At 45.2% G+C, this 21,119-nt stretch carries 18 protein-coding genes and 1 riboswitch; of the genes, 9 read left to right on the plus strand and 9 right to left on the minus strand.

The window, feature by feature from the left end:
• Positions 1–144 precede the first annotated feature (144 nt).
• From WR49_RS17430 to WR49_RS17440, 3 genes are all read right to left on the minus strand, one after another.
• Positions 145–882 (minus strand): amino acid ABC transporter ATP-binding protein, encoded by a 738-nt coding sequence (locus WR49_RS17430; RefSeq protein ID WP_046224860.1) that lies wholly within the window; start codon positions 880–882, stop codon positions 145–147.
• Positions 879–1,550 (minus strand): amino acid ABC transporter permease, encoded by a 672-nt coding sequence (locus tag WR49_RS17435; protein ID WP_017055480.1) that lies wholly within the window; start codon positions 1,548–1,550, stop codon positions 879–881. Before WR49_RS17435 ends, WR49_RS17430 begins: the two co-directional genes overlap by 4 nt.
• 135 nt (positions 1,551–1,685) lie before the next feature.
• Positions 1,686–2,435 (minus strand): amino acid ABC transporter substrate-binding protein, encoded by a 750-nt coding sequence (locus WR49_RS17440; protein ID WP_017055481.1) that lies wholly within the window; start codon positions 2,433–2,435, stop codon positions 1,686–1,688.
• A 308-nt stretch (positions 2,436–2,743) separates the two neighbouring features.
• Here WR49_RS17440 and dnaA point away from each other — a divergent pair, with 308 nt between their 5' ends.
• The 5 genes from dnaA (at position 2,744) to WR49_RS17465 (ending at position 9,884) form a co-directional block, all read left to right on the plus strand.
• Entirely contained in the window at positions 2,744–4,165 is a 1,422-nt protein-coding gene (dnaA, locus tag WR49_RS17445) for a chromosomal replication initiator protein DnaA (protein ID WP_046224861.1), read from the plus strand.
• 81 nt (positions 4,166–4,246) lie between these two features.
• A complete protein-coding gene (gene dnaN / locus WR49_RS17450; protein WP_046224862.1) occupies positions 4,247–5,347 on the plus strand; it encodes a DNA polymerase III subunit beta in 1,101 nt (366 codons plus the stop codon).
• Between the two features lie 82 nt (positions 5,348–5,429).
• Positions 5,430–6,509 carry a DNA replication/repair protein RecF gene (gene recF / locus WR49_RS17455; protein ID WP_046224863.1) on the plus strand — a complete coding sequence of 360 codons (1,080 nt, stop codon included), beginning with the start codon at positions 5,430–5,432 and terminating at the stop codon, positions 6,507–6,509.
• 17 nt (positions 6,510–6,526) lie between these two features.
• Positions 6,527–8,944 carry a DNA topoisomerase (ATP-hydrolyzing) subunit B gene (gene gyrB / locus WR49_RS17460; RefSeq protein WP_017055485.1) on the plus strand — a complete coding sequence of 806 codons (2,418 nt, stop codon included), beginning with the start codon at positions 6,527–6,529 and terminating at the stop codon, positions 8,942–8,944.
• Between the two features lie 505 nt (positions 8,945–9,449).
• A complete protein-coding gene (locus WR49_RS17465) occupies positions 9,450–9,884 on the plus strand; it encodes an Hsp20 family protein (RefSeq protein ID WP_017055486.1) in 435 nt (144 codons plus the stop codon).
• A 117-nt stretch (positions 9,885–10,001) separates the two neighbouring features.
• Here the strand turns inward: WR49_RS17465 and WR49_RS17470 are convergent, their stop codons facing one another.
• From WR49_RS17470 to glyQ, 4 genes are all read right to left on the minus strand, one after another.
• Positions 10,002–11,252 carry a valine--pyruvate transaminase gene (locus WR49_RS17470; protein ID WP_046224864.1) on the minus strand — a complete coding sequence of 417 codons (1,251 nt, stop codon included), beginning with the start codon at positions 11,250–11,252 and terminating at the stop codon, positions 10,002–10,004.
• Positions 11,253–11,509: 257 nt separating this feature from the next.
• Positions 11,510–13,597: an alpha-amylase gene (locus tag WR49_RS17475; RefSeq protein ID WP_046224865.1), complete on the minus strand. Its 2,088-nt coding sequence runs from the start codon at positions 13,595–13,597 to the stop codon at positions 11,510–11,512.
• Positions 13,598–13,789: 192 nt separating this feature from the next.
• Positions 13,790–15,865 (minus strand): glycine--tRNA ligase subunit beta, encoded by a 2,076-nt coding sequence (gene glyS / locus WR49_RS17480; RefSeq protein ID WP_046224866.1) that lies wholly within the window; start codon positions 15,863–15,865, stop codon positions 13,790–13,792.
• A gap of 2 nt (positions 15,866–15,867) precedes the next feature.
• Positions 15,868–16,791 carry a glycine--tRNA ligase subunit alpha gene (glyQ, locus tag WR49_RS17485; RefSeq protein WP_046224867.1) on the minus strand — a complete coding sequence of 308 codons (924 nt, stop codon included), beginning with the start codon at positions 16,789–16,791 and terminating at the stop codon, positions 15,868–15,870.
• 210 nt (positions 16,792–17,001) lie between these two features.
• A riboswitch (yybP-ykoY riboswitch) is annotated at positions 17,002–17,177 on the plus strand.
• 34 nt (positions 17,178–17,211) lie between these two features.
• On the opposite strand from glyQ, the gene WR49_RS17490 reads away from it, so the two are divergent.
• Both WR49_RS17490 and WR49_RS17495 read left to right on the plus strand, forming a co-directional pair.
• On the plus strand, positions 17,212–17,766 hold the full coding sequence (locus WR49_RS17490; RefSeq protein WP_017055491.1) for a TMEM165/GDT1 family protein: 555 nt from the start codon (positions 17,212–17,214) through the stop codon (positions 17,764–17,766).
• Positions 17,767–17,917: 151 nt separating this feature from the next.
• A complete protein-coding gene (locus WR49_RS17495; protein WP_016767550.1) occupies positions 17,918–18,172 on the plus strand; it encodes a hypothetical protein in 255 nt (84 codons plus the stop codon).
• A gap of 83 nt (positions 18,173–18,255) precedes the next feature.
• On the opposite strand, the gene tusA is transcribed toward WR49_RS17495, so the two are convergent.
• Complete coding sequence (gene tusA, locus WR49_RS17500) at positions 18,256–18,507, minus strand: sulfurtransferase TusA (protein WP_017055492.1); 252 nt, start codon at positions 18,505–18,507, stop codon at positions 18,256–18,258.
• A gap of 149 nt (positions 18,508–18,656) precedes the next feature.
• On the opposite strand from tusA, the gene WR49_RS17505 reads away from it, so the two are divergent.
• Both WR49_RS17505 and WR49_RS17510 read left to right on the plus strand, forming a co-directional pair.
• Positions 18,657–18,842, plus strand: a complete 186-nt coding sequence (locus tag WR49_RS17505; protein WP_004736674.1) for a hypothetical protein — start codon at positions 18,657–18,659, stop codon at positions 18,840–18,842.
• A gap of 156 nt (positions 18,843–18,998) precedes the next feature.
• The gene (locus tag WR49_RS17510; protein WP_017055494.1) at positions 18,999–19,940 is read left to right on the plus strand and encodes a LysR family transcriptional regulator; all 942 of its coding nucleotides are present in this window, start codon (positions 18,999–19,001) and stop codon (positions 19,938–19,940) included.
• A 102-nt stretch (positions 19,941–20,042) separates the two neighbouring features.
• On the opposite strand, the gene acuI is transcribed toward WR49_RS17510, so the two are convergent.
• A complete protein-coding gene (gene acuI / locus WR49_RS17515) occupies positions 20,043–21,023 on the minus strand; it encodes an acrylyl-CoA reductase (NADPH) (protein ID WP_046224868.1) in 981 nt (326 codons plus the stop codon).
• Between the last annotated feature and the right edge of the window lie 96 nt (positions 21,024–21,119).

Raw genomic sequence — 21,119 nt, forward strand, 5'->3', positions numbered from 1 at the left:
TCTTCTTTATATAAGAAAGGAAAACCGACGCCTCTCAACAAAGAGGCGGAATTGTAATCACTGTCACAAAAAGTGTCAATGATTGGGTTAACTAAAATTCCGGTCGGGGGATTATACGTAGAATAACTAAAATCACAAGGATCCTTAGTCGATCCCAACCTTGTTTAAGAATTTCTTTAATTTAGGATCCTGTGGATTACCAAAAATATCCTGTGGAGATCCCTGTTCGACAATGTGGCCATCAGCCATGAAGATCACTCTATCTGCGACCTCTCTCGCGAACTGCATTTCATGGGTAACCACCAGCATGGTTTGATGCTGATTTGCTAATTTTTTCATTAGGTTAAGTACTTCGCCAACCCACTCAGGATCAAGCGCTGATGTAGGTTCATCAAACAACAAAAGTTCTGGCTGAAGTGCCATCGCTCGGCCAATACCAACCCGTTGCTGCTGGCCGCCAGAGAGCGCTGCTGGGTAACTGTCCGATCTGTCACCTAAACCAATGTCATCGAGTATTTGTTGCGCTTTTTCATGGGCTTGTTTACTTTTCCAACCTCGAACAGTAATCAAACCTTCAGCAATGTTCTGCCTCGCGGTTTGGTGAGCAAATAGCGCATAATTTTGGAACACAAACCCCGTCTTACGACGCAGTGCAAGCACCTCTGATTTGGTATATTTCTGAACATCCACCTTGATATCATCGATCGAAATCGTACCTTGATCGGCTTGCTCTAGAAAATTAACACAACGCAGTAAGGTAGATTTACCAGTACCACTTGAACCTATGATGACAATGATCTCGCCTTGCTTGATTTCTAGGTCGATCCCTTTCAATACTTCAGTGTCACCAAATTGTTTGTGGATATTTTGTAATTTGATCATCGTACGTACGCCTTATTCAGTTTCACTTCGGCCCAAATTTGAATACGAGTAAGGATAACCACCACGCCCCAATAAATCAGCGCTACCGCTAAGAAAGCTTCGAAGAAGCGAAAACTTGAAGAGGCTTCCATCTGAGCTTTAGCCATGATTTCAGCGACACCTAAAGTGAAAGCAAGCGAAGTCGACTTAATCATGTCAATGAAGTAGTTCATCAATGACGGCAATGCGACGCGGGTTGCTTGAGGTAAGATGATTCGACGCATCGCTTGACTGGTTGTCATGCCCACAGATAGGCTGGCTTCCATTTGACTACGGTCAATACCGATAATCGCGGCACGAATACTTTCTGCCATGTAGGCGGCAAAGTGCAGAGTTAAGCCTATGACGGCTGCGCTGAAGGCATCTAGACCAACCATCCACGGGAACACTTGTGGTAAGCCGTAATAAAGAAGAAATAACTGTACTAGCAGTGGGGTGCCGCGAAAGAAGCTGATGTACAGTTGGCTCAACTGATCGAGTACTGGGATTTTGAATACACGAATGTTTGCCAGTATCAAAGAGAGAATCAGAGCAAAGAACAAACCCCAAGTTGCCATCTCCATGGTCGTGCCAAGATACTTCAGCAGTATTGGCAGCAGCTCTAGCATGTAATTAAAATCAAATCCCATAATCTATCTCATATTTTTATTGGAAGTGTTGTTCTATTTGGAAATACTGTTATATCAGGCTTTTAATCAGTAATACAAAAACAAAAAGCCCACCGCTGTATAAAGCAGTGGGCCTTAAATGGAACGAGTGAGTTATTACTTTTGGGTAATATCCGCCCCAAACCATTTCTGAGAGATACCTTCTAGCGTGCCATCGGCGCGCATTGTTGCTAATGCTTGGTTTACTTCAGCTTGCAGTTTTTTACCCTTGTCGTTGTCAACGAAAGGCCAAGCGTTTTCAATGGTTTCGAATGGCTGACCTGCTAGCTGCAATGGTAGACCTGTCTTCTTAATAAGCTCTAGTGCTGAAAGGCGATCCATTACGAATGCATCGGCACGGCCGAGTGCTACATCATGTTCAATACCTGTATCGTAGGTTTTTACATTGATTTTGCCATCTTTGTCATAGCTACGAAGCAGTTGTTCGAAGTTTGAACCCAGGTTTACCGCAACCGTCTTGCCATGTAAGTCTTCGATGCCTTTGATGCTGTCGTTACCTTTACGAACGGTAATCTGTGCGCCATCTACTACGTATGGGTCTGCGAATAGATATTTCGCTTTACGTGCATCCGTCATTGTAATTTGGTTTGAGATCGTATCAATTCGACCTGTTTCAAGAAGACCGAACAGACCTGAAAAGTTTGCAGTCACGTATTCGATCTTGTAGTCGTTACGTTTACCAATCTCATCCCATAAATCCACTTCAAAACCTTGTAGCTGGTCTTGTTTAACGAAAGTGAACGGGAAGTAGCGACCAGACATGCCGACTTTAACTTCAGTCGCAGCTTGAACAGTAGCAGCAGAGAGTGCGATAGCCGCAATTGCAGCCTTAACCCAGTTATTCATTTGGTAACTCCTTATATTTATGGGATTGGATGTTACTGTGAAATGGCTCAATAGAATAAATAACCAGATGTTATTAACCATAACTATATCGTATTCTAATTTGGGGATAACTCGCAAGGATCCGGGCATAAGTAGATCATTGTGTGAGTAAATTAGGGGCAAGGTGTGTGGATCTAACTCTTTTTACCCAATTTACTGTGAATAACTTGGATCTTATTCACTGAATTTGTGATCAATCACTGGCGATCTTACTTATCAACAGGTAAAATCAACGGTCATTTCACATAACTTAAATAGAGTGGGGCACCGTGTCATCTTCGCTTTGGTTGCAGTGTTTGCAACAGCTTCAAGAAGAGTTACCAGCTACAGAATTCAGTATGTGGGTTCGTCCGCTACAAGCGGAGCTCAATGACAATACTCTAACTCTATTTGCACCGAACCGGTTTGTACTTGATTGGGTTCGCGATAAGTATCTAAATAGCATTACCCGTTTGCTGCGAGAACATTGCGGTCATGATATTCCGCATCTTCATTTTGAGATTGGAAGTAAACGAGCCACTGCTTCAAAACCTGAGACTATCGCCCCTGCTAGGACGCGTACAGCTGCTGATGTAGCTGCTGAATCGTCAGCACCTGCGCAGTTACAAGCTCGTAAGCCTGTCCATAATATCTGGCGTGATGAAGAGCCTGTCGCGGTTGACTTGAATCACCGTTCAAACGTAAACCCAAAACATATGTTCAATAACTTTGTTGAGGGTAAATCAAACCAATTGGGTTTAGCGGCGGCACGTCAGGTTTCAGATAATCCAGGAACGGCCTATAACCCATTGTTTTTATATGGTGGTACTGGTTTAGGTAAAACGCACTTGTTGCATGCTGTAGGTAACGCCATTGTTGATAACAAACCAAACGCTAAAGTGGTGTACATGCACTCTGAGCGCTTTGTTCAGGACATGGTAAAGGCGCTACAAAATAACGCGATTGAAGAATTTAAGCGCTACTACCGCAGTGTTGATGCGCTGCTTATCGATGATATCCAATTCTTCGCCAATAAAGAGCGCTCTCAAGAAGAGTTCTTCCATACTTTTAATGCGCTGCTTGAAGGTAACCAACAGATCATCCTAACGTCTGACCGTTATCCAAAAGAGATCAACGGGGTTGAGGATCGTCTAAAATCTCGCTTCGGTTGGGGTTTGACGGTTGCGATTGAGCCACCAGAGCTTGAGACTCGTGTTGCGATCTTGATGAAGAAAGCAGAAGACCACCAAATTCACCTTGCGGATGAAGTGGCATTCTTTATTGCTAAGCGTTTACGCTCTAACGTTCGTGAGCTAGAAGGCGCATTGAACCGTGTTATTGCGAATGCAAACTTCACTGGCCGCCCGATCACGATCGATTTCGTGCGTGAAGCACTGCGTGACCTACTTGCACTGCAAGAAAAGCTGGTCACTATTGATAACATTCAAAAGACAGTAGCCGAGTACTACAAAATCAAAGTCGCTGATCTATTGTCTAAGCGTCGTTCTCGTTCTGTTGCTCGTCCACGTCAATTGGCGATGGCACTGGCTAAAGAGCTGACTAACCACAGTTTGCCTGAGATTGGCGATGCATTCGGTGGTCGTGACCACACGACGGTACTGCATGCTTGTCGTAAGATTGCTCAGCTGCGTGAAGAGAGCCACGACATTAAAGAAGATTATTCGAACTTGATTCGTACCCTTTCTTCTTAATACACAGTATTCTTAACCTTAATAAGCCGAATCTTGGCCACGTACTATTACGCAGTGCCATTTAGACCGTAAGAGCAAGATATGAAATTTACCATTGAACGTAGTCATCTGATTAAGCCATTACAACAAGTATCTGGCGCACTCGGTGGCAGGCCAACGCTTCCAATTCTAGGGAACCTACTGATTAAAGTAGAAGATAACGTGTTGTCGATGACAGCGACGGATCTAGAAGTTGAACTGATCAGCCGTGTAACGCTTGAAGGTGATTTCGAAGCGGGCAGCATTACCGTACCTTCACGTAAATTCCTAGATATCTGCCGTGGATTGCCAGACAGCTCAGTGATCACTGTGGTATTGGATGGTGACCGTATTCAGGTTCGCTCTGGTCGTAGCCGCTTCTCATTAGCAACATTACCTGCGGCAGACTTCCCAAACATAGAAGACTGGAGCAGTGAAGTTGAAGTGTCTGTGACACAAGCTGAATTGCGCGGTCTTATCGAGAAAACACAATTCTCAATGGCGAACCAAGACGTTCGTTACTACCTCAACGGTATGTTGTTCGAGATTGAAGGTTCGATCCTGCGCAGTGTGGCGACTGATGGTCACCGTATGGCGGTATCTCAAGCACAATTGGGTGCCGATTTTGCTCAGAAGCAGATCATTGTTCCACGTAAAGGTGTTCAAGAGCTAGTCAAGCTGTTGGATGCACCTGAACAGCCTGTAACGCTGCAAATTGGTAACTCTAATGTACGCGCTGAAGTGAACAACTATGTATTCACTTCTAAGCTTGTTGATGGTCGTTTCCCTGATTATCGCCGCGTAATGCCGCAGAATACCACCAAGACATTAGAAGCCGGCTGCGATGAGTTACGTTCAGCGTTTTCTCGCGCGGCGATTCTGTCGAATGAAAAATTCCGTGGTGTTCGCGTTAACCTTGTCGATAGCGAGATGCGTATTACCGCGAACAACCCAGAACAAGAAGAAGCCGAAGAGGTGTTAGACGTCACCTTCTACGGTGACGCGCTAGAAATTGGCTTCAACGTAAGCTACGTATTGGATGTGCTGAACACACTGCGTTGTGAACAGGTTCGTATATCAATGTCAGATGCCAATGCGAGTGCTTTGATTGAGAATGCGCAAGATGACAGCGCGATGTACGTTGTTATGCCAATTCGTTTATAAGCGTTGTTTGTGAATCAACCATGCTTACTGACCAACAACGTTTACCTACTGTGTCGTGATTGAAGATTAATATGAAGACGCTATGCCTTTATCGCGCTTAATCGTTAAGCAGTTTAGAAATATTGAAGCCTGTGACATTCAACCGTCATCAGGCTTTAACTTTCTTATAGGGGCTAACGGAAGCGGCAAAACCAGTGTCCTTGAAGCGGTCTATCTGCTCGGGCACGGTCGCTCATTCAAAAGTTCTCTAACTGGTCGTATTATCCAAAACGAGTGCAGTGAACTGTTTGTACATGGCCGTTTTATGACCTCGGACCAATTTGAGCTGCCAATTGGCATTAATAAGCAGCGTGATGGCTCGACAGAGGTTAAAATAAGCGGCCAAACCGGACAAAAGTTGGCTCAGTTAGCGCAAGTCTTACCTTTGCAGTTGATTCACCCGGAAGGGTTTGATTTACTGACGGATGGACCTAAACATCGCCGTGCATTCATTGATTGGGGAGTTTTCCACAGTGAGTCAGGTTTTTATGATGCTTGGGGCAGGGTAAAGCGGCTCAATAAACAGCGAAACGCATTATTGAAAACAGCCACGCATTATCGAGAGCTGAGCTATTGGGATCAAGAACTGGCCCGTTTAGCTGAAAACATCAGTCATTGGCGTGCCTCCTATGTTGAGCAACTTAAAGAAGTCGCCGAAGAGATCTGTGCGACCTTCTTGCCAGAGTTTGAGATAAAGATTAACTATTATCGTGGCTGGGAAAAAGACACGCCATACGCTGAGATACTAGAGAAGAATTTTGAAAGGGATCAGCAGCTTGGTTACACATTTAGTGGGCCAAACAAAGCAGATCTAAAGATAAAAGTGAACGGCACTCCAGTGGAAGATGTCTTGTCACGAGGTCAGTTGAAGTTGATGGTGTGCGCGTTGCGAGTAGCACAAGGGCAACACCTCACTCAAATGACAGGAAAGCAATGTATCTATTTAATAGATGACTTTGCTTCCGAATTAGATAGCCAACGCCGCGCACGTCTTGCTGAGTGCTTAAAGGCGACCGAGGCTCAAGTTTTTGTAAGCTCTATTACCGCTGATCAGATTGCAGATATGCATGATGAAAATAGCAGGATGTTTCATGTGGAACATGGCAAAATAGAGCAAGGATAATTAGTCAGAGAGTAACTATGTCAGATAATTACGATTCATCGAGTATTAAAGTACTGAAGGGTCTGGATGCGGTACGTAAGCGTCCTGGAATGTACATTGGCGACACGGATGATGGTACCGGTCTGCACCACATGGTTTTTGAGGTGGTAGATAACTCTATTGATGAAGCGCTAGCTGGTCACTGTAATGACATCATTGTAACTATCCATGAAGATAGCTCTGTGTCGGTTCGCGATGACGGCCGTGGTATTCCAACAGAATTACACTCAGAAGAGAATGTGTCTGCTGCAGAAGTTATCATGACGGTTCTTCATGCTGGTGGTAAGTTTGATGATAACTCGTACAAAGTATCTGGTGGTCTGCACGGTGTTGGTGTTTCAGTAGTAAACGCACTTTCTAAGCAAGTTACTCTTACTATCCACCGTGGTGGAAAAATTCACACTCAAACATATAACCATGGTGAACCTCAGGCACCACTTGCTATTGTAGGTGATACGGATAGAACCGGAACGGAGATTCGTTTCTGGCCAAGTGAAGAAACATTCACCAATATTGAGTACCATTACGACATCTTAGCTAAGCGTCTACGTGAACTGTCATTCTTGAATTCGGGTGTATCAATCAGGCTGATTGATGAGCGTGAAGAAGACAAAATGGATCACTTCGAATATGAAGGCGGCATTCAAGCGTTTGTTGAACATCTTAATACCAACAAGACCCCAATTATTCAAAAGATCTTTCACTTCGATTCTGAACGTGATGATGGCATTACCGTCGAAGTTGCGATGCAGTGGAACGATGGTTACCAAGAAAACATTTACTGTTTCACCAATAATATCCCTCAGCGTGATGGTGGTGCTCACTTAGCGGGTTTCCGTTCAGCACTGACCCGTACTTTAAATAGTTTTATGGATAAAGAAGGCTTCTCTAAGAAAGCGAAGACTTCAACATCCGGTGATGATGCTCGTGAAGGTTTGACGGCGATTGTTTCAGTGAAAGTGCCGGATCCTAAGTTTTCAAGCCAAACCAAAGATAAGCTGGTTTCTTCTGAAGTGAAGTCTGCAGTTGAATCTACAATGGGTGAGAAACTATCTGAGTTCCTGATTGAGAACCCAGGTGAAGCGAAAATTGTTTGTTCGAAAATTATCGATGCAGCACGTGCTCGTGATGCAGCGCGTAAAGCTCGTGAGATGACACGTCGTAAAGGTGCATTAGATTTAGCGGGTCTTCCAGGTAAACTTGCTGACTGTCAGGAAAAAGATCCTGCACTGTCTGAACTATACATTGTGGAAGGAGACTCTGCTGGCGGTTCAGCTAAGCAGGGGCGTAATCGTAAGAACCAAGCAATTTTACCGCTTAAAGGTAAAATCCTTAACGTAGAGAAAGCACGTTTCGACAAAATGTTGTCTTCACAAGAAGTTGCAACGCTAATCACAGCCCTTGGTTGTGGTATTGGCCGCGACGAATACAACCCAGACAAACTGCGTTACCACAACATCATCATCATGACCGATGCCGATGTCGATGGTTCTCACATACGTACATTGCTCTTGACGTTCTTCTACCGTCAAATGCCGGAACTGATAGAACGTGGTTACATCTATATTGCTCAGCCACCACTTTTCAAAGTGAAAAAAGGTAAGCAAGAGCAATACATCAAAGATGAAGATGCAATGAATCAGTATCAAGTATCTTTAGCTTTAGACAACGCAGCATTGCATGTGAACTCTGAAGCACCAGCGTTTGCTGGTGAAGGATTAGAGAAGCTTGTTCTGCAATACAATGCCGGTATTAAGCTTGTTGATCGTATGAGTCGCCGTTACCCACGTGCACTTATCCATGAATTGATTTATATGCCACGCTTAACCGCTGAGCAGTGTCATGATGAAGTGGCTGTTGAAGCTTGGGGTAAGCAGCTTGTAGAGCAGCTCAACGCGAAAGAAACGGGTGCTAGCCAATACAATCTTGAGGTTGAAAAGCACGAAGACCTAGGAATAAGTGTTCCTAAGATTGTCGTGCGTACACACGGTGTAACTCATGAGCATTTGTTAAGTATTGACCTAATCAACTCGAAAGAATTTAGTAAATTATCGGATTTATCTGAAGCGCTTGATGGTTTGATTGAAGAAGGTGCTTATATTAAACGTGGTGAGCGAACTCAAGCGGTAACGAGTTTTGTTGAAGCAGTGAACTGGTTGGTTAAAGAGTCTCGTCGTGGTTTAAGCCTGCAACGATACAAAGGTCTAGGTGAGATGAACCCAGATCAGCTTTGGGAGACCACAATGGATCCTGAAAGTCGTCGTATGATGCAAGTAACGATCGAAGATGCGGTTGGCGCAGATCTGTTGTTTACTACGCTGATGGGTGATCAAGTTGAGCCGCGTCGTAACTTCATCGAAGAGAATGCATTGAAGGTAGCTAACCTAGACGTTTAGTATCTTTGATACTTCGCTCTTTCGCTTAATTTCTGTGTCAGAGGTGCTCACATACATTCGTATGCTCCGCGCCTCTTCCTTGAACTAAAACGAAATAGCTTCGTCTCAAAAAACTAAATATATTATTTAAAAGACTGCCCGAAATGGCGGTCTTTTTTGTTTTTTAAGCATTTGAAAAATAATGATTTTGGAAAATAATTGAAAATAATCCCTTGAAACTATTTTGTTCAATCCACATATCTAGTTGTGAAGAGGATGACTGTCTTGCTCTACAAGAGAAGAAACAGAACCTTCATAACCGTTGCTAGAGTATCGCTCAATAGAGGATAACTTTGGCAGCACACAACTTAAAAATTGATTCATTGTCATGTCCCAGCGTTGTCGCCAATAGAGGTGAAACCCGAGGAATGCGAATTGAATCTCTTAGCTGTTTACTGGGTCCCACACAGGTTTGATCCAAGTAAAATTCGCAGCTAAGACTATTGCTTACTAAAAGGATAGCATTATGAGAACTGTAGATTTCACTCCACTTTACCGCAACGCAATCGGCTTTGATCGTCTATTCAACATGATGGAAGCGAACTCATCGAAGAACTCTTCTGGCGGTTACCCTCCATACAACATCGAGCAAAAAGACGAGAACAACTACCGTATTACTATGGCCGTTGCTGGTTTTGCTGATGACCAATTAGATCTGACTCAAAAAGAGAACATGCTAATTGTGAAAGGTGAGCGTAAAGCAGAAGCAGAGAAAACCTTCGTATATCAAGGTATTGCAGAGCGCGATTTCGAGCGTAAATTCCAACTGGCTGACTACGTAAAAGTGGTAGGTGCAAGCATGGAAAATGGTCTTCTTCACATCGACCTAGAACGCGAAATCCCAGAAGCGATGCAACCTCGTAAGATTGCTATCAATGGTAATAGCCTACTAGAAGGTTAATTACTGTTAGCTCCATAGAGCTAAAAATATCGGGAAGTAGAAGTGAAAGAGCACCAGTACCTTGAAGAAGGTCGGTGCTCTTTTTGTATTTGACCTGCCGTAAGCCAAAAGCTCTTATTACTGCTCTGAGTAAGCCTTTTTCACTTCTTCAGCAATGATAGCAATGCCTTTCTGCATCGCCTCATCATCTTGCACGTAGTTCATACGTAAGCACTGGTGAGCATGATCCCACTCATCTTCTTGACCGATAAAGAAGTATTCACCCGGAACAATCAGAACGCCACGGGCTTTGAGGCGGTTGTACAGTTCCATTGTGGTGATAGGCAGTTCATCAAACCATAGCCATAAGAAGATAGCGCCTTCAGGTTTGTGGATACGAAAGCGTGGATCGTCGATAGCGTCTTGCAACAGCTCAACCGCGCGTAGAGATTTCTCTTTGTAGAAAGGCTTAATCACTTCGCTGCTTAAACGTAGTAGATCACCCTTCTCAATCATGTGGTTAGCAATCGCAGGACCAACACTACTTGGTGCTAGGCTGATAATGCCATTCATGTTGGTTAGCGCTTGCGTTACTTCTTCACTCGCAATCACGATACCGCAACGCACACCTGGCAAACCAAGCTTAGACAAGCTCATACACAGAATCGTATTTTCGTTCCAGAATGGTTCCACATCTTCAAAGATGATGTTTGGAAATGGCAGGCCGTAAGCGTTATCGATCAGCAGTGGGATATTGTTCTCTCTCGCGAGTTTGTCCAACTTACGCACTTCCTCATCGGTCAGTACGTTACCCGTAGGATTGGTAGGGCGAGAAGCGCAGATAGCCGCGACCGAGTCATCAACCTTGAGTTGTTCAAAATCGACGTGGTATTTGAACTGGCGGTTCTCTAGTAACTCGATCTCTGGGTGGTAAGAGATAAAGATATCATCATCAATACCCGCGTCGCCGTAGCCGATGTATTCCGGTGCGATCGGCAGTAGGATTTTCTTGTGCGAGCCATCAGGCTGTTGGCCTGCTAGCAGGTTGAATAGGTAGAAGAAGCCACTTTGACTGCCATTAGTCAGGCTGATGTTCTTTTCGCTGATGTCCCAACCATAGGTCTCTTTCAGCATTGCCGCTAACGACTTGATGAAGCTGTCTTTGCCCTGCGGACCATCGTAGTTGGCGAGGGCGGCGATGAGTTCTCCACTGGCGAGCATATCGGCACTGGCTTGGTTAAAGTAATCGAGCATGGCTGGGATAGCGGCTGGGTTGCCACCACCGAGCATGATTGCGCCAGGAGTGCGCAGGCCATCATTCAAATCATCCATTAAACGAGTGATTCCAGAGTATCGATTAAACTTTTCGCCAAACTTAGAGAACTGCATTACTTATTTTACCTAATTCATTGTGATTGCTTGTTATGTGTGATTAAGGCAGACCTTATGCCTGCCATCAGTGTATTCCTTGAACATACCGCAATGTTTTTGCGACGCATAGCGCCAAATGCTCTAACACGTAAAAAACTTCTATAAAGTTTGGTTAATGAGTGACAGCTTGCTTACTGAACGTACCTTTAGTGATAAAAAAAAAGGAGAAGCCTAAGCTCCTCCTTTGAGTTTCTACGGTTTACTTCAATGAACGTTTATTTCGAACCTGTATAGACAACCAACACCTTGTCGTCTTGGTATTGGCGTTCGAACGCATAGTAGCCCTTGCTGTTACGGATGATGTGCTTGCCTTGCGCAACGGCTGGGTGGCGTTGGCGGAATTGGCCAAACGCTTGCCAGTGTTCTAGCAACTCTGCACGTTCGCCAGTGATTTGATCCCAAGGCATGTCTGAGCGTGTGCCTTGCATAGGGTCGGAACCTGTTGGGCCAAAGTCTCGTGCAATTTCGTCGCCGTAATAGATCTGCACCGCCCCCGGAGCCAGCATCAATGCGTTTGCTGCCTTGGTCTGTTTGGCAAAGTCGCTGCCGTGCTGTGTCCAGAATAGCGAGGTGTCGTGAGACGATAGGTAACTCAGAACGTTGAATTCGCTGTCGTTGTTGATCTTCTCTGCATAACGAAGATAATCAGCATCGAGATCGGATAGGCATTTAAGCGCCTTAGGTGCGATATCGCTCTGGAATTCAAAATTGATGATCGAATCAAAGCCGTTAGCAAAATAGTCTGATTTGACCACGCTGTGTGCCCATACTTCGCCTGTCATCCAGAAAGGTAAGTCATCCAAGGCCTTGTCTGGGTTGTTCTGCTTCCACTCAGCTAGTGCTTGGTTGGTGCTCTCTTTCAGTTCTGCCCATGCTTCGAGTTCAACGTGTTTAGCGGTATCGACTCTGAAACCATCGACACCATATTCGCGCACCCAATCTGATAGCCAAGTGATGAGGTGGTCACGAGGGGTTTTGAGTTCATCGGTCGCGCTGGTGGACTTGTTGCGATAGAAGTTAGGCAGTCCGGTTGTCTCTGTCGATTCTGTTTTGAAATCGGGCAGGTGCGCCAAAGACATGGTGAGGTTATTGTAACCCGGAGAGTCATAGGCGCCGATATCGCTGCGTAGCCAAACTTTTCCCCACCATTTTTCCCACGCTTCTTTGTCGCTGTAAGAGATGTAGTTGTTGAAGTAGTGCCAGTTCTGACCTTTAGCGGGTTGCCAATCTGTCCAGTTTTCGCCAAGTGTTTGTTTGGCTTCTTCGTCAGTTAGGTTGAGCTTACCAAAATCAAACTCCTGCATGTCGGCAAGCGTTGCATAGCCCGTGTGGTTCATTACCACATCCCAAACAACGCGAATGCCTTTACTGTGCGCGGTATCGATGAAGTTTTTCAGCTCGTCTTCGGTGCCCATGTTGTCATCGAGCTTGGTCCAGTCTTGATGGTAGTAGCCGTGGTAGCCGTAGTGTTTGAAGTCACCGCGATCACCGCCGCCAACCCAGCCGTGGATTTGCTCTAACGGAGACGTTATCCAGATAGCATTAGCACCGAGTGATTCTATGTAGTCGAGTTTTTCGGTTAAGCCTGCCAAGTCACCACCGTGGAAGGTACCGATTTCGTCTTGTCCACCTTGGCTGCGACTATAACTGTTGTCGTTATCAGGATTACCATTATGGAAACGGTCGGTCATTACGAAGTAAACCGTGGCGTTATCCCAACTAAAGTCAGCTTTGGTTTCTGGTTCTACTTTCTCAAGCAGCAGAACACCTTGGCTGTTTTCTGCAGGCTGCATGGTGACGCTGCCATTCGTTACTGTGACTTGTTTGCCTGAAAGAGCGTCTCTTACCACGGTGCCATCATCAAAGGTTTGAGCAACGTCGATGGTGGTTGGCTCGTCACTAGGAACCGGACAAGCAAAGCTTTGTACTTGTTGTTGCTTCGGTTTTATTTGAACCGTCAGCTCATTGGTTTGTGGGTTGAGCGTAAACTGGTAGGTGCTAGCGCGAAAGACCTTGATATCTATTTCAGACTTCTCGGCGCAGTCGTCTAGGCGAAGGGGTTTATTGAATTTGATGCGGTTTTCTTCAGCCAGCGCATAGTTGGTGCCACAGGTATTTTGCGTGTCGCTGATAGAGAAGGTATAGCTACCTTTAGCTAGTTCCTGTTCAGCAATAACAGTGCCTTTACCGGATGATTCGAATACGACAGTGTCGTTATCAATTGTCAGTAATAGGTTGTTGTCACTGGTTTGGCTGCATGCGCTGAGTGCGAGCATTGAAAGCGCGAGTACTGTTTTTTTCATTGTTCCCTTCCCCTGAATAAACAGGTCAGTTATAGCAAACAATGCCCTCTACAGTCTGAGTGCTATTTCATTCAGTTAACCAATAAGACCTCTACAAACAAATGCTTGGTTCACAAAAACAAAAAGGGAAGCTTTCGCTTCCCTTTGGGTGTTTACTGTTAATTACTCAGAGTATGACTTAGAGTAACTGTCTCACTCGTGCTTATTTTGCAGTAGAGAGATGTCAGCAATCTGTAGGAACAGGTTACGTAGGTTGTTCAGTAGCGTTAGACGGTTCTTCTTAAGCGCTTCGTCATCAGCCATAACCATTACGTTATCGAAGAATGCATCAACAGGTTCACGTAGATCAGCCAGCTTGCTTAGGGCTTCTTGGTAGTTGCCTGTTGCGAATGCGGGTTCTAGTGCTTCTGTCATTACTTCAACGTTTTCAGCCAGTGCTTTCTCTGCGTCTTCTTGAAGAAGAGTTAGGTCAATTTCAGCTGGTAGCTCGCCATCGAATTTCGCAAGGATGTTACCTACACGCTTGTTCGCCGCTGCTAGTGCTTCTGCTGCTTCCAGTTCACGGAAGTGAGAAACCGCTTTAACACGTTGGTCAAAGTCAGCTGGCTTAGTTGGACGACGTGCTAGTACCGCTTGAATGATATCAACGCTGAAACCAGCATCTTGGTACCATGCGCGGAAACGACCTAGCATGAAGTCGATAACGTCAGCTTCTACGTTGTCGTTAGTCAGCTTGTCGCCTAGTAGCTCTTTCGCTTTACCGATCAGATCCGTTAAGTCTAGGTTGTAGCCGTTTTCAACGATGATACGTAGTACACCTAGTGATGCACGACGTAGAGCGAATGGGTCAGAACCTTTTGGTGCTTGGCCAATACCGAAGATACCTACGATAGTGTCTAGCTTGTCTGCCATTGCAACTGCTGAAGAGATCCCCGTGCTTGGTAGGTCGTCACCAGCGAAACGAGGCATGTACTGCTCGTAAAGTGCCAGTGCAACTTGCTCGTCTTCACCATCGTGAGTCGCGTAGTGCATGCCCATTACACCTTGTGTATCCGTGAATTCGAATACCATAGATGTCATTAGGTCACACTTAGCCAGTAGGCCTGCGCGCTTAGACTTCTCAACGTCAGCATCGATTTGCTCAGCGATGTAGCCAGCAAGTTCTGTGATGCGGTCTGTTTTGTCCTTAATAGTACCAAGCTGCTTCTGGAAGATAGCTTGGTCTAGCTCGGGAAGACGGTCGATCAGCGGACGCTTACGGTCTGTGTTGAAGAAGAACTCAGCATCAGCAAGACGTGGACGTACCACTTTCTCGTTACCTTCGATAACGTGACGAGGCTCTTTAGACTCGATGTTTGATACGAAGATAAAGTTAGGAAGTAGCTTCTTGTTTTCGTCGTAAACAGGGAAGTACTTTTGGTCACCTTTCATGGTGTAAACCAAAGCTTCAGAAGGTACTTTTAGGAACTCTTCTTCAAACTTCGCTGTAAGTACTACTGGCCATTCAACCAGAGACGTTACTTCTTCAACAAGGTCATCTTCTAGGTCAGCTTTACCGCCAACCGCTGCTGCCGCTTTTTGAGAGTCAGCAAGGATGATCGCTTTACGCACTTCGTAATCCGCCATTACTTTACCGCGCTCTTCTAGGATCGCAGGGTATTGGTCAGCAGAGTCGATTGTGAACTCTTGTTCGCCCATGAAACGGTGGCCACGGATAGTACGAGCAGATGCTACGCCTAGGATTTCGCCTTCAACAAGCTCATCACCTAGTAGTACTGTCAGTGTTTTTACTGGACGGATAAATTGAATGTCTGAGTTACCCCAGCGCATTGCTTTAGGAATTGGTAGGCCAGCCAGTGCTTTCGCAGCGATGTCCATCACCAATTCTTGAACTGGTTTGCCAGCTACTTCTTGTTTGAAAAGAAGCCACTCGCCTTTGTCTGTTTTCAGACGGTCAGCTTGTTCAACAGTGATACCGTTACCGCGAGCCCAGCCTTGTGCCGCTTTCGTTGCGTTGCCTTCCGCATCGAATGCTACTGAGATTGCAGGGCCACGCTTTTCAACCACTTTGTCCGCTTGGCCTTCAGCCAGTGCTGTTACTTTAAGTGCAAGGCGGCGAGGTGCTGCATACCATTTCACGCCTTCGTGAGAAAGCTCAGCTGTTTTAAGACCCGCTTCAAAGTTAGCAGCAAAGGCTTCTGCTAGAGAACGAAGTGCCGTTGGTGGAAGCTCTTCCGTACCCAGTTCAATTAGAAAATTCTTCGCCATGATTACTTCTCCTCGTTTGTCTTTTTACACATCGGGAAGCCAAGCGCTTCTCGTGACGCGTAGTACGCCTCTGCAACAGCTTTAGTCAGGTTGCGGATACGAAGGATGTAACGTTGACGCTCTGTTACAGAGATAGCTTTGCGCGCATCAAGGATGTTGAATGCGTGACCTGCTTTTAGAATGCGCTCGTAAGCTGGAAGCGGCAGTGGCTTCTCAAGCTCAAGTAATTCTTTACACTCTTTTTCGCACTGGTCGAAGAAAGTGAATAGGAAATCTACGTCTGCGTGCTCGAAGTTGTACGTTGATTGCTCAACTTCGTTTTGGTGGAAGATGTCACCGTAAGTCACGTTAGAACCGTCTGGTGCTACGTTCCATACTAGGTCGTAAACTGAGTCTACTTCCTGGATGTACATTGCTAGACGCTCGATACCGTAAGTGATCTCGCCGGTAACAGGTTTACACTCAAGTCCGCCAACCTGTTGAAAGTAAGTAAACTGAGTGACTTCCATGCCGTTTAGCCATACTTCCCAACCAAGGCCCCATGCGCCTAGTGTTGGGTTTTCCCAGTTATCTTCAACGAAGCGAATGTCGTGAACAAGTGGGTCAACACCAAGAACCTCTAGTGAGCCTAGGTACAACTCTTGGATATTGTCTGGCGATGGTTTTAGCGCTACTTGGAATTGGTAGTAGTGCTGCAGACGGTTAGGGTTTTCACCGTAACGGCCATCAGTAGGACGACGTGAAGGTTGTACGTAAGCTGTAGACATTGGCTCTGGGCCAAGTGCACGTAGACATGTCATTGGGTGAGAGGTGCCAGCACCTACTTCCATATCTAGTGGTTGAACAATGGTACAACCGTTTTGTGCCCAGTAATCCTGCAGCGCGAGGATCATTCCCTGGAAGGTTTTGATATCGTATTTTTGCATAGTCAGGTTCGCGCGATTCTTTTAAATGAGTGATAAAAATAACCTCTGAGTATACCGAGATATTCGTAAAGCGAGTAGGGGTAATCTTGTTTAATTAGTGGTCTAAAATGTCGTTTAGTGGATTTTTTTGCCTTTAATGTTTGTTTTTCGGTACAAGTGGATATTTTGATAAGTTTGACACTTGTTTTTGAGTACGTAGGTGATTAGAATCTCGCGGTCTTTGGGGAGTAGCTTACTTATTCATATCCTATTGAATGAGTTCGTCCGTCAACATAATTGATGCAAAATCATCATGGCGTTCGAGGCAACCACCACCTTGGTGGCGCTTAGCAAGACCTTAGACAAGCATCGTGAACCGGGATGGGGCGCGAGGTTTGTCTTTGGTTAAATATAATAATCTCCGTCCCAAATGAGCATGTCGTGAGCGTTTTAGCAATTTCAATTACAACTGTCGCCTTAGCCGAGATCGGTGATAAGACTCAGTTGCTATCTCTTTTATTAGCCAGTCGATATCGCAAGCCGATACCTATCATCGCGGCTATCTTCTTTGCCACCATTGCCAATCATGCTCTTGCTGCATGGCTCGGGGTTGTGGTCGCCGATTATTTATCTCCCGAAGTTCTTAAATGGGTGCTGGTGGTCAGTTTCATTGCGATGGCAGGCTGGATTCTGATTCCGGATAAGTTGGATGACGATGAGCAGATATCAAACCGAGGCCCGTTTGTCGCCAGTTTCATCGCGTTCTTTATTGCTGAGATCGGTGATAAAACCCAGATCGCAACCTCTATTCTAGGGGCTCAATATTCTGATGCATTAACGTGGGTGATTCTGGGTACTACGATCGGTATGCTGCTGGCGAATGTGCCTGTGGTGATCATCGGTAAGCTCTCTGCGGATAAGATGCCTCTTGATCTGATTCGTAAGATCACAGCCTTGTTATTCGTGGGTTTAGCTATCGCTGCGGCTTTCTATTAACAGCTGGTATTGAGTCTTATTATACTCAATCAGTGGAGTAATGTGTTGTAGGTCATACTCTTACAGTATTGTGGGGGTTATCGAGCGAATGGACATATAACTGTCATACTTGTCATGATATTTTAATCTTGTGAGTTAAGAACACGAGGGCATGATTATGTTGACGCGTTATATGGGTATTACTCCACAAAGCCAAAGTTATCTTTTTACCTTTGGTCTTGCACTTACACTATTAGGCATGGTGTTGACGGACATGTGGCTGCCAATGGTCGCGGGTGCCATCATCATGACTGCACTTGCGGTAGAGGCTTGGATTCGGGTCGCGCATATTATTCCGATGCGCAAAGATATTCGAGAAATTCAGCATCAGCTGGAGCATCTGCAAAACAAATCTAGAAATGAATAAACAAAAAGCCGCTCGTACTCTGAGTTCTGTTAAAAAACATAAGGTACGAGCGGCTTTTTTGATACTTGATAGTCGGTGGGGCGTTACGCCTCCAACCCCTTTCTGATCAAATACTGGTACGGCAAAGCTTCAGTCGCTTGGCCGACCAACTGATGATCCATAAACCGACAAAAACTCGGGATGTCACGAGTGGTTGAAGGATCATCAGCTTTTACCAGTAACACATCGCCATCCTGCATGTTTCTAATTGTCTTCCTGACCATCATTACTGGTTCCGGACAACGCAGGCCTTCAGCTTCTAAAGTATGGGTTGCCAGTTCAGGTTTGAATGTCATGGTTTGTATCTCTATATCTATCTAACGAGTGAATAATACGTCTGCAGAAAAAATATGCAATAAGTGCTTGGCAAACAGAATCAATTTCTATAACTTAGTTAACAAGTTGATAACAACTTGAAACAAAGGCAACTAGCTAAGGAGTGGCGATGTTGACAGGATTAGATAGATTAACAATTTATTCGGTTCTCTGTTTTATTTCTTTTTGTGCGTTAGTACTGCGTTCATCAACAGAGACCTCACTGATGCCTATTTTTGGCATAGTAGCAACGATTATTGGTATTTGGGTAGAGATGCGCCGTTGGCAAGGCATAGCCGAAGAGCAAGAGCACTAACCCGAGTACAACAAGCGAATTCCGATACGACAACATTCCGACACTATCCCCAAATTTTCTTGGGCTTCCCCGCGTAATTGCGGGATTTTTTTTATCTAAAGCATGCTATAAACAACTTAGTGACCAATGATAATTGTATACAGCTAGGTAAGTGGCGTGGAATTAGAAGACATCTATCGTAGAGACTTGAATTTACTGGTCGCCTTAAAAGTATTGATTGAAGAGGGCAGTGTTAGCCAGGCTGCGCTTCGTCTTAACCTAAGCCAATCGGCAACCAGCCGAGTATTAGGTCGCTTAAGAGAACTGCTCAACGACCCCCTGTTTACACGTCAAGGTCAGCACCTTATTCCCACCAAAAAAGCACTCGAGATCAGCCAGCGTATTGATCAACCTTTAGAATCATTCCGCCAACTGCTTAGTCCTAGTGCTTTCGACCCTTACTATTGCAGTGAACGTTTTTTGATTGCGACCACTGACTATGCGATGCAAACCATCTTGCCGTATGCATTGCCGAAAATTTATGAACAAGCACCTAATATCTCTTTGGAGTTTGCTCCGTTGCAGCATGAACATTTGTTTAAACAACTCAGTACTGAACATGTCGACATGGCGATTTGTCGTCCGAGTGGCAGCATTGAGCCACTTCATCAAGAAGTACTGGGGCCAGTCGGCGTGTCGTGCTTGTTATCTAAAAATCACCCTTTGGCAGATAGTTCACTAAGCCTTGAGGATTATGTATCTCTGCCTCACGCGATGATCGCGATCAGTGATGGTGTTAAGGCTTTACTCGATAACGCTTTAGCTAATCAGCAGCCTCGAAAAATGGTTCTGCGCGCTTATCACCTTGAAGCGGCATTGGCGATTGTTGATAGAATGCCGTTGGTGATCACTGTACCTGCTGATTTGGCTTATTTGGTGGCTGAACGTTATGACTTAGTCGTTAAACCACTGCCATTTGAATTTATGCCGTTTGACTACTCACTTATCTGGCACTCGCGTTGTGATTCTTCTGCCTCACAACAATGGCTGAGAAGGGTCGTTAAAGAAGAGTGTGGTGAGTTGATTCAAAAGCGTATTGCGGATGTTGGCTTAGGTTAACTGAGGCCTAGCTTTGGTTTACTCGATCGAAATGACAAAAATGCAAAAGGGCTGATTACGATCAGCCCTTTGTTATTCTAGGTATGGAAGTTTAATTCACAATTACAGTTTAATAACTACACGACCAGTGATTTGACCGTTTGTGATGTCATCTGCAGCTTGAATTGCGTCATCTAAAGACACTTCTTTAGTGGCCTGGCCGTAGAAAGACTCAGGTAGCAACTCAGCTAGTTGTTCCCATGCTTTAATGCGTTTTTCACGAGGGCACATTACCGAGTCCACACCTTGTAGGCGAACGTTACGCAGAATAAATGGCATTACCGTTGTTGGTAAGTCAAAACCACCTGCTAGGCCACACATCGCAACCGCGCCGTTGTAATCAATTTGCGCCAATACTTTCGCAAGTACTTTACTGCCTACCGTATCGATCGCACCAGCCCACAGTTGTTTCTCTAGTGGTTTTGCTGGTTCTTCTAGTTCAGCGCGCTCTACAATACGTGTCGCGCCTAGTGATTTTAGTAGTTCACCGTTTGCAGAAGCTCGGCCAGTAACCGCTGCCACTTTATAACCCAGTTGGTTTAGTAGAGTGATAGATACGCTGCCTACGCCGCCACTTGCACCTGTTACTAGGATTTCACCGTCTTCTGGTTTGATGCCTGCATCGACGATAGCTTGTACACAAAGCATTGCTGTGAAGCCAGCAGTACCTATCGCCATGACTTTCTTAGCGTCTAGACTCTTAGGCATAGGCACTAACCAATCACCGTTTAGGCTTGCTTTCTCAGCCATGCCGCCCCAGTGACCTTCTCCAACCCCCCAACCCGTTAAAACAACTTCGTCGCCTGCTTTGTAGCGAGGGTCATCAGATTGTGAAACCACACCAGAAAGGTCGATACCTGGAACCATAGGGAAGTTGCGAACAATGCGCCCTTTACCTGTAATCGCCAAACCATCTTTGTAGTTTAAAGAAGAGTAACTTACATCAACCTTCACATTACCTTCTGGTAATTGAGACTCATCAATCTGAGAAACTGATGCGATAGTTTTTTTGTCTTCTTGGTTTAGTACAAGTGCTTTAAACATGATCTGCTCCGTAGGAGGAATATTAGGAAACTGAAGTAACTTTAGTTGAATCGTTGGAGAAAAAATAATGAAACATCAACATTGAATCTATGCGTT

The organism is Vibrio sp. ECSMB14106 (assembly GCF_000972265.1).
In the GTDB taxonomy this organism is placed as follows: domain Bacteria; phylum Pseudomonadota; class Gammaproteobacteria; order Enterobacterales; family Vibrionaceae; genus Vibrio; species Vibrio kanaloae.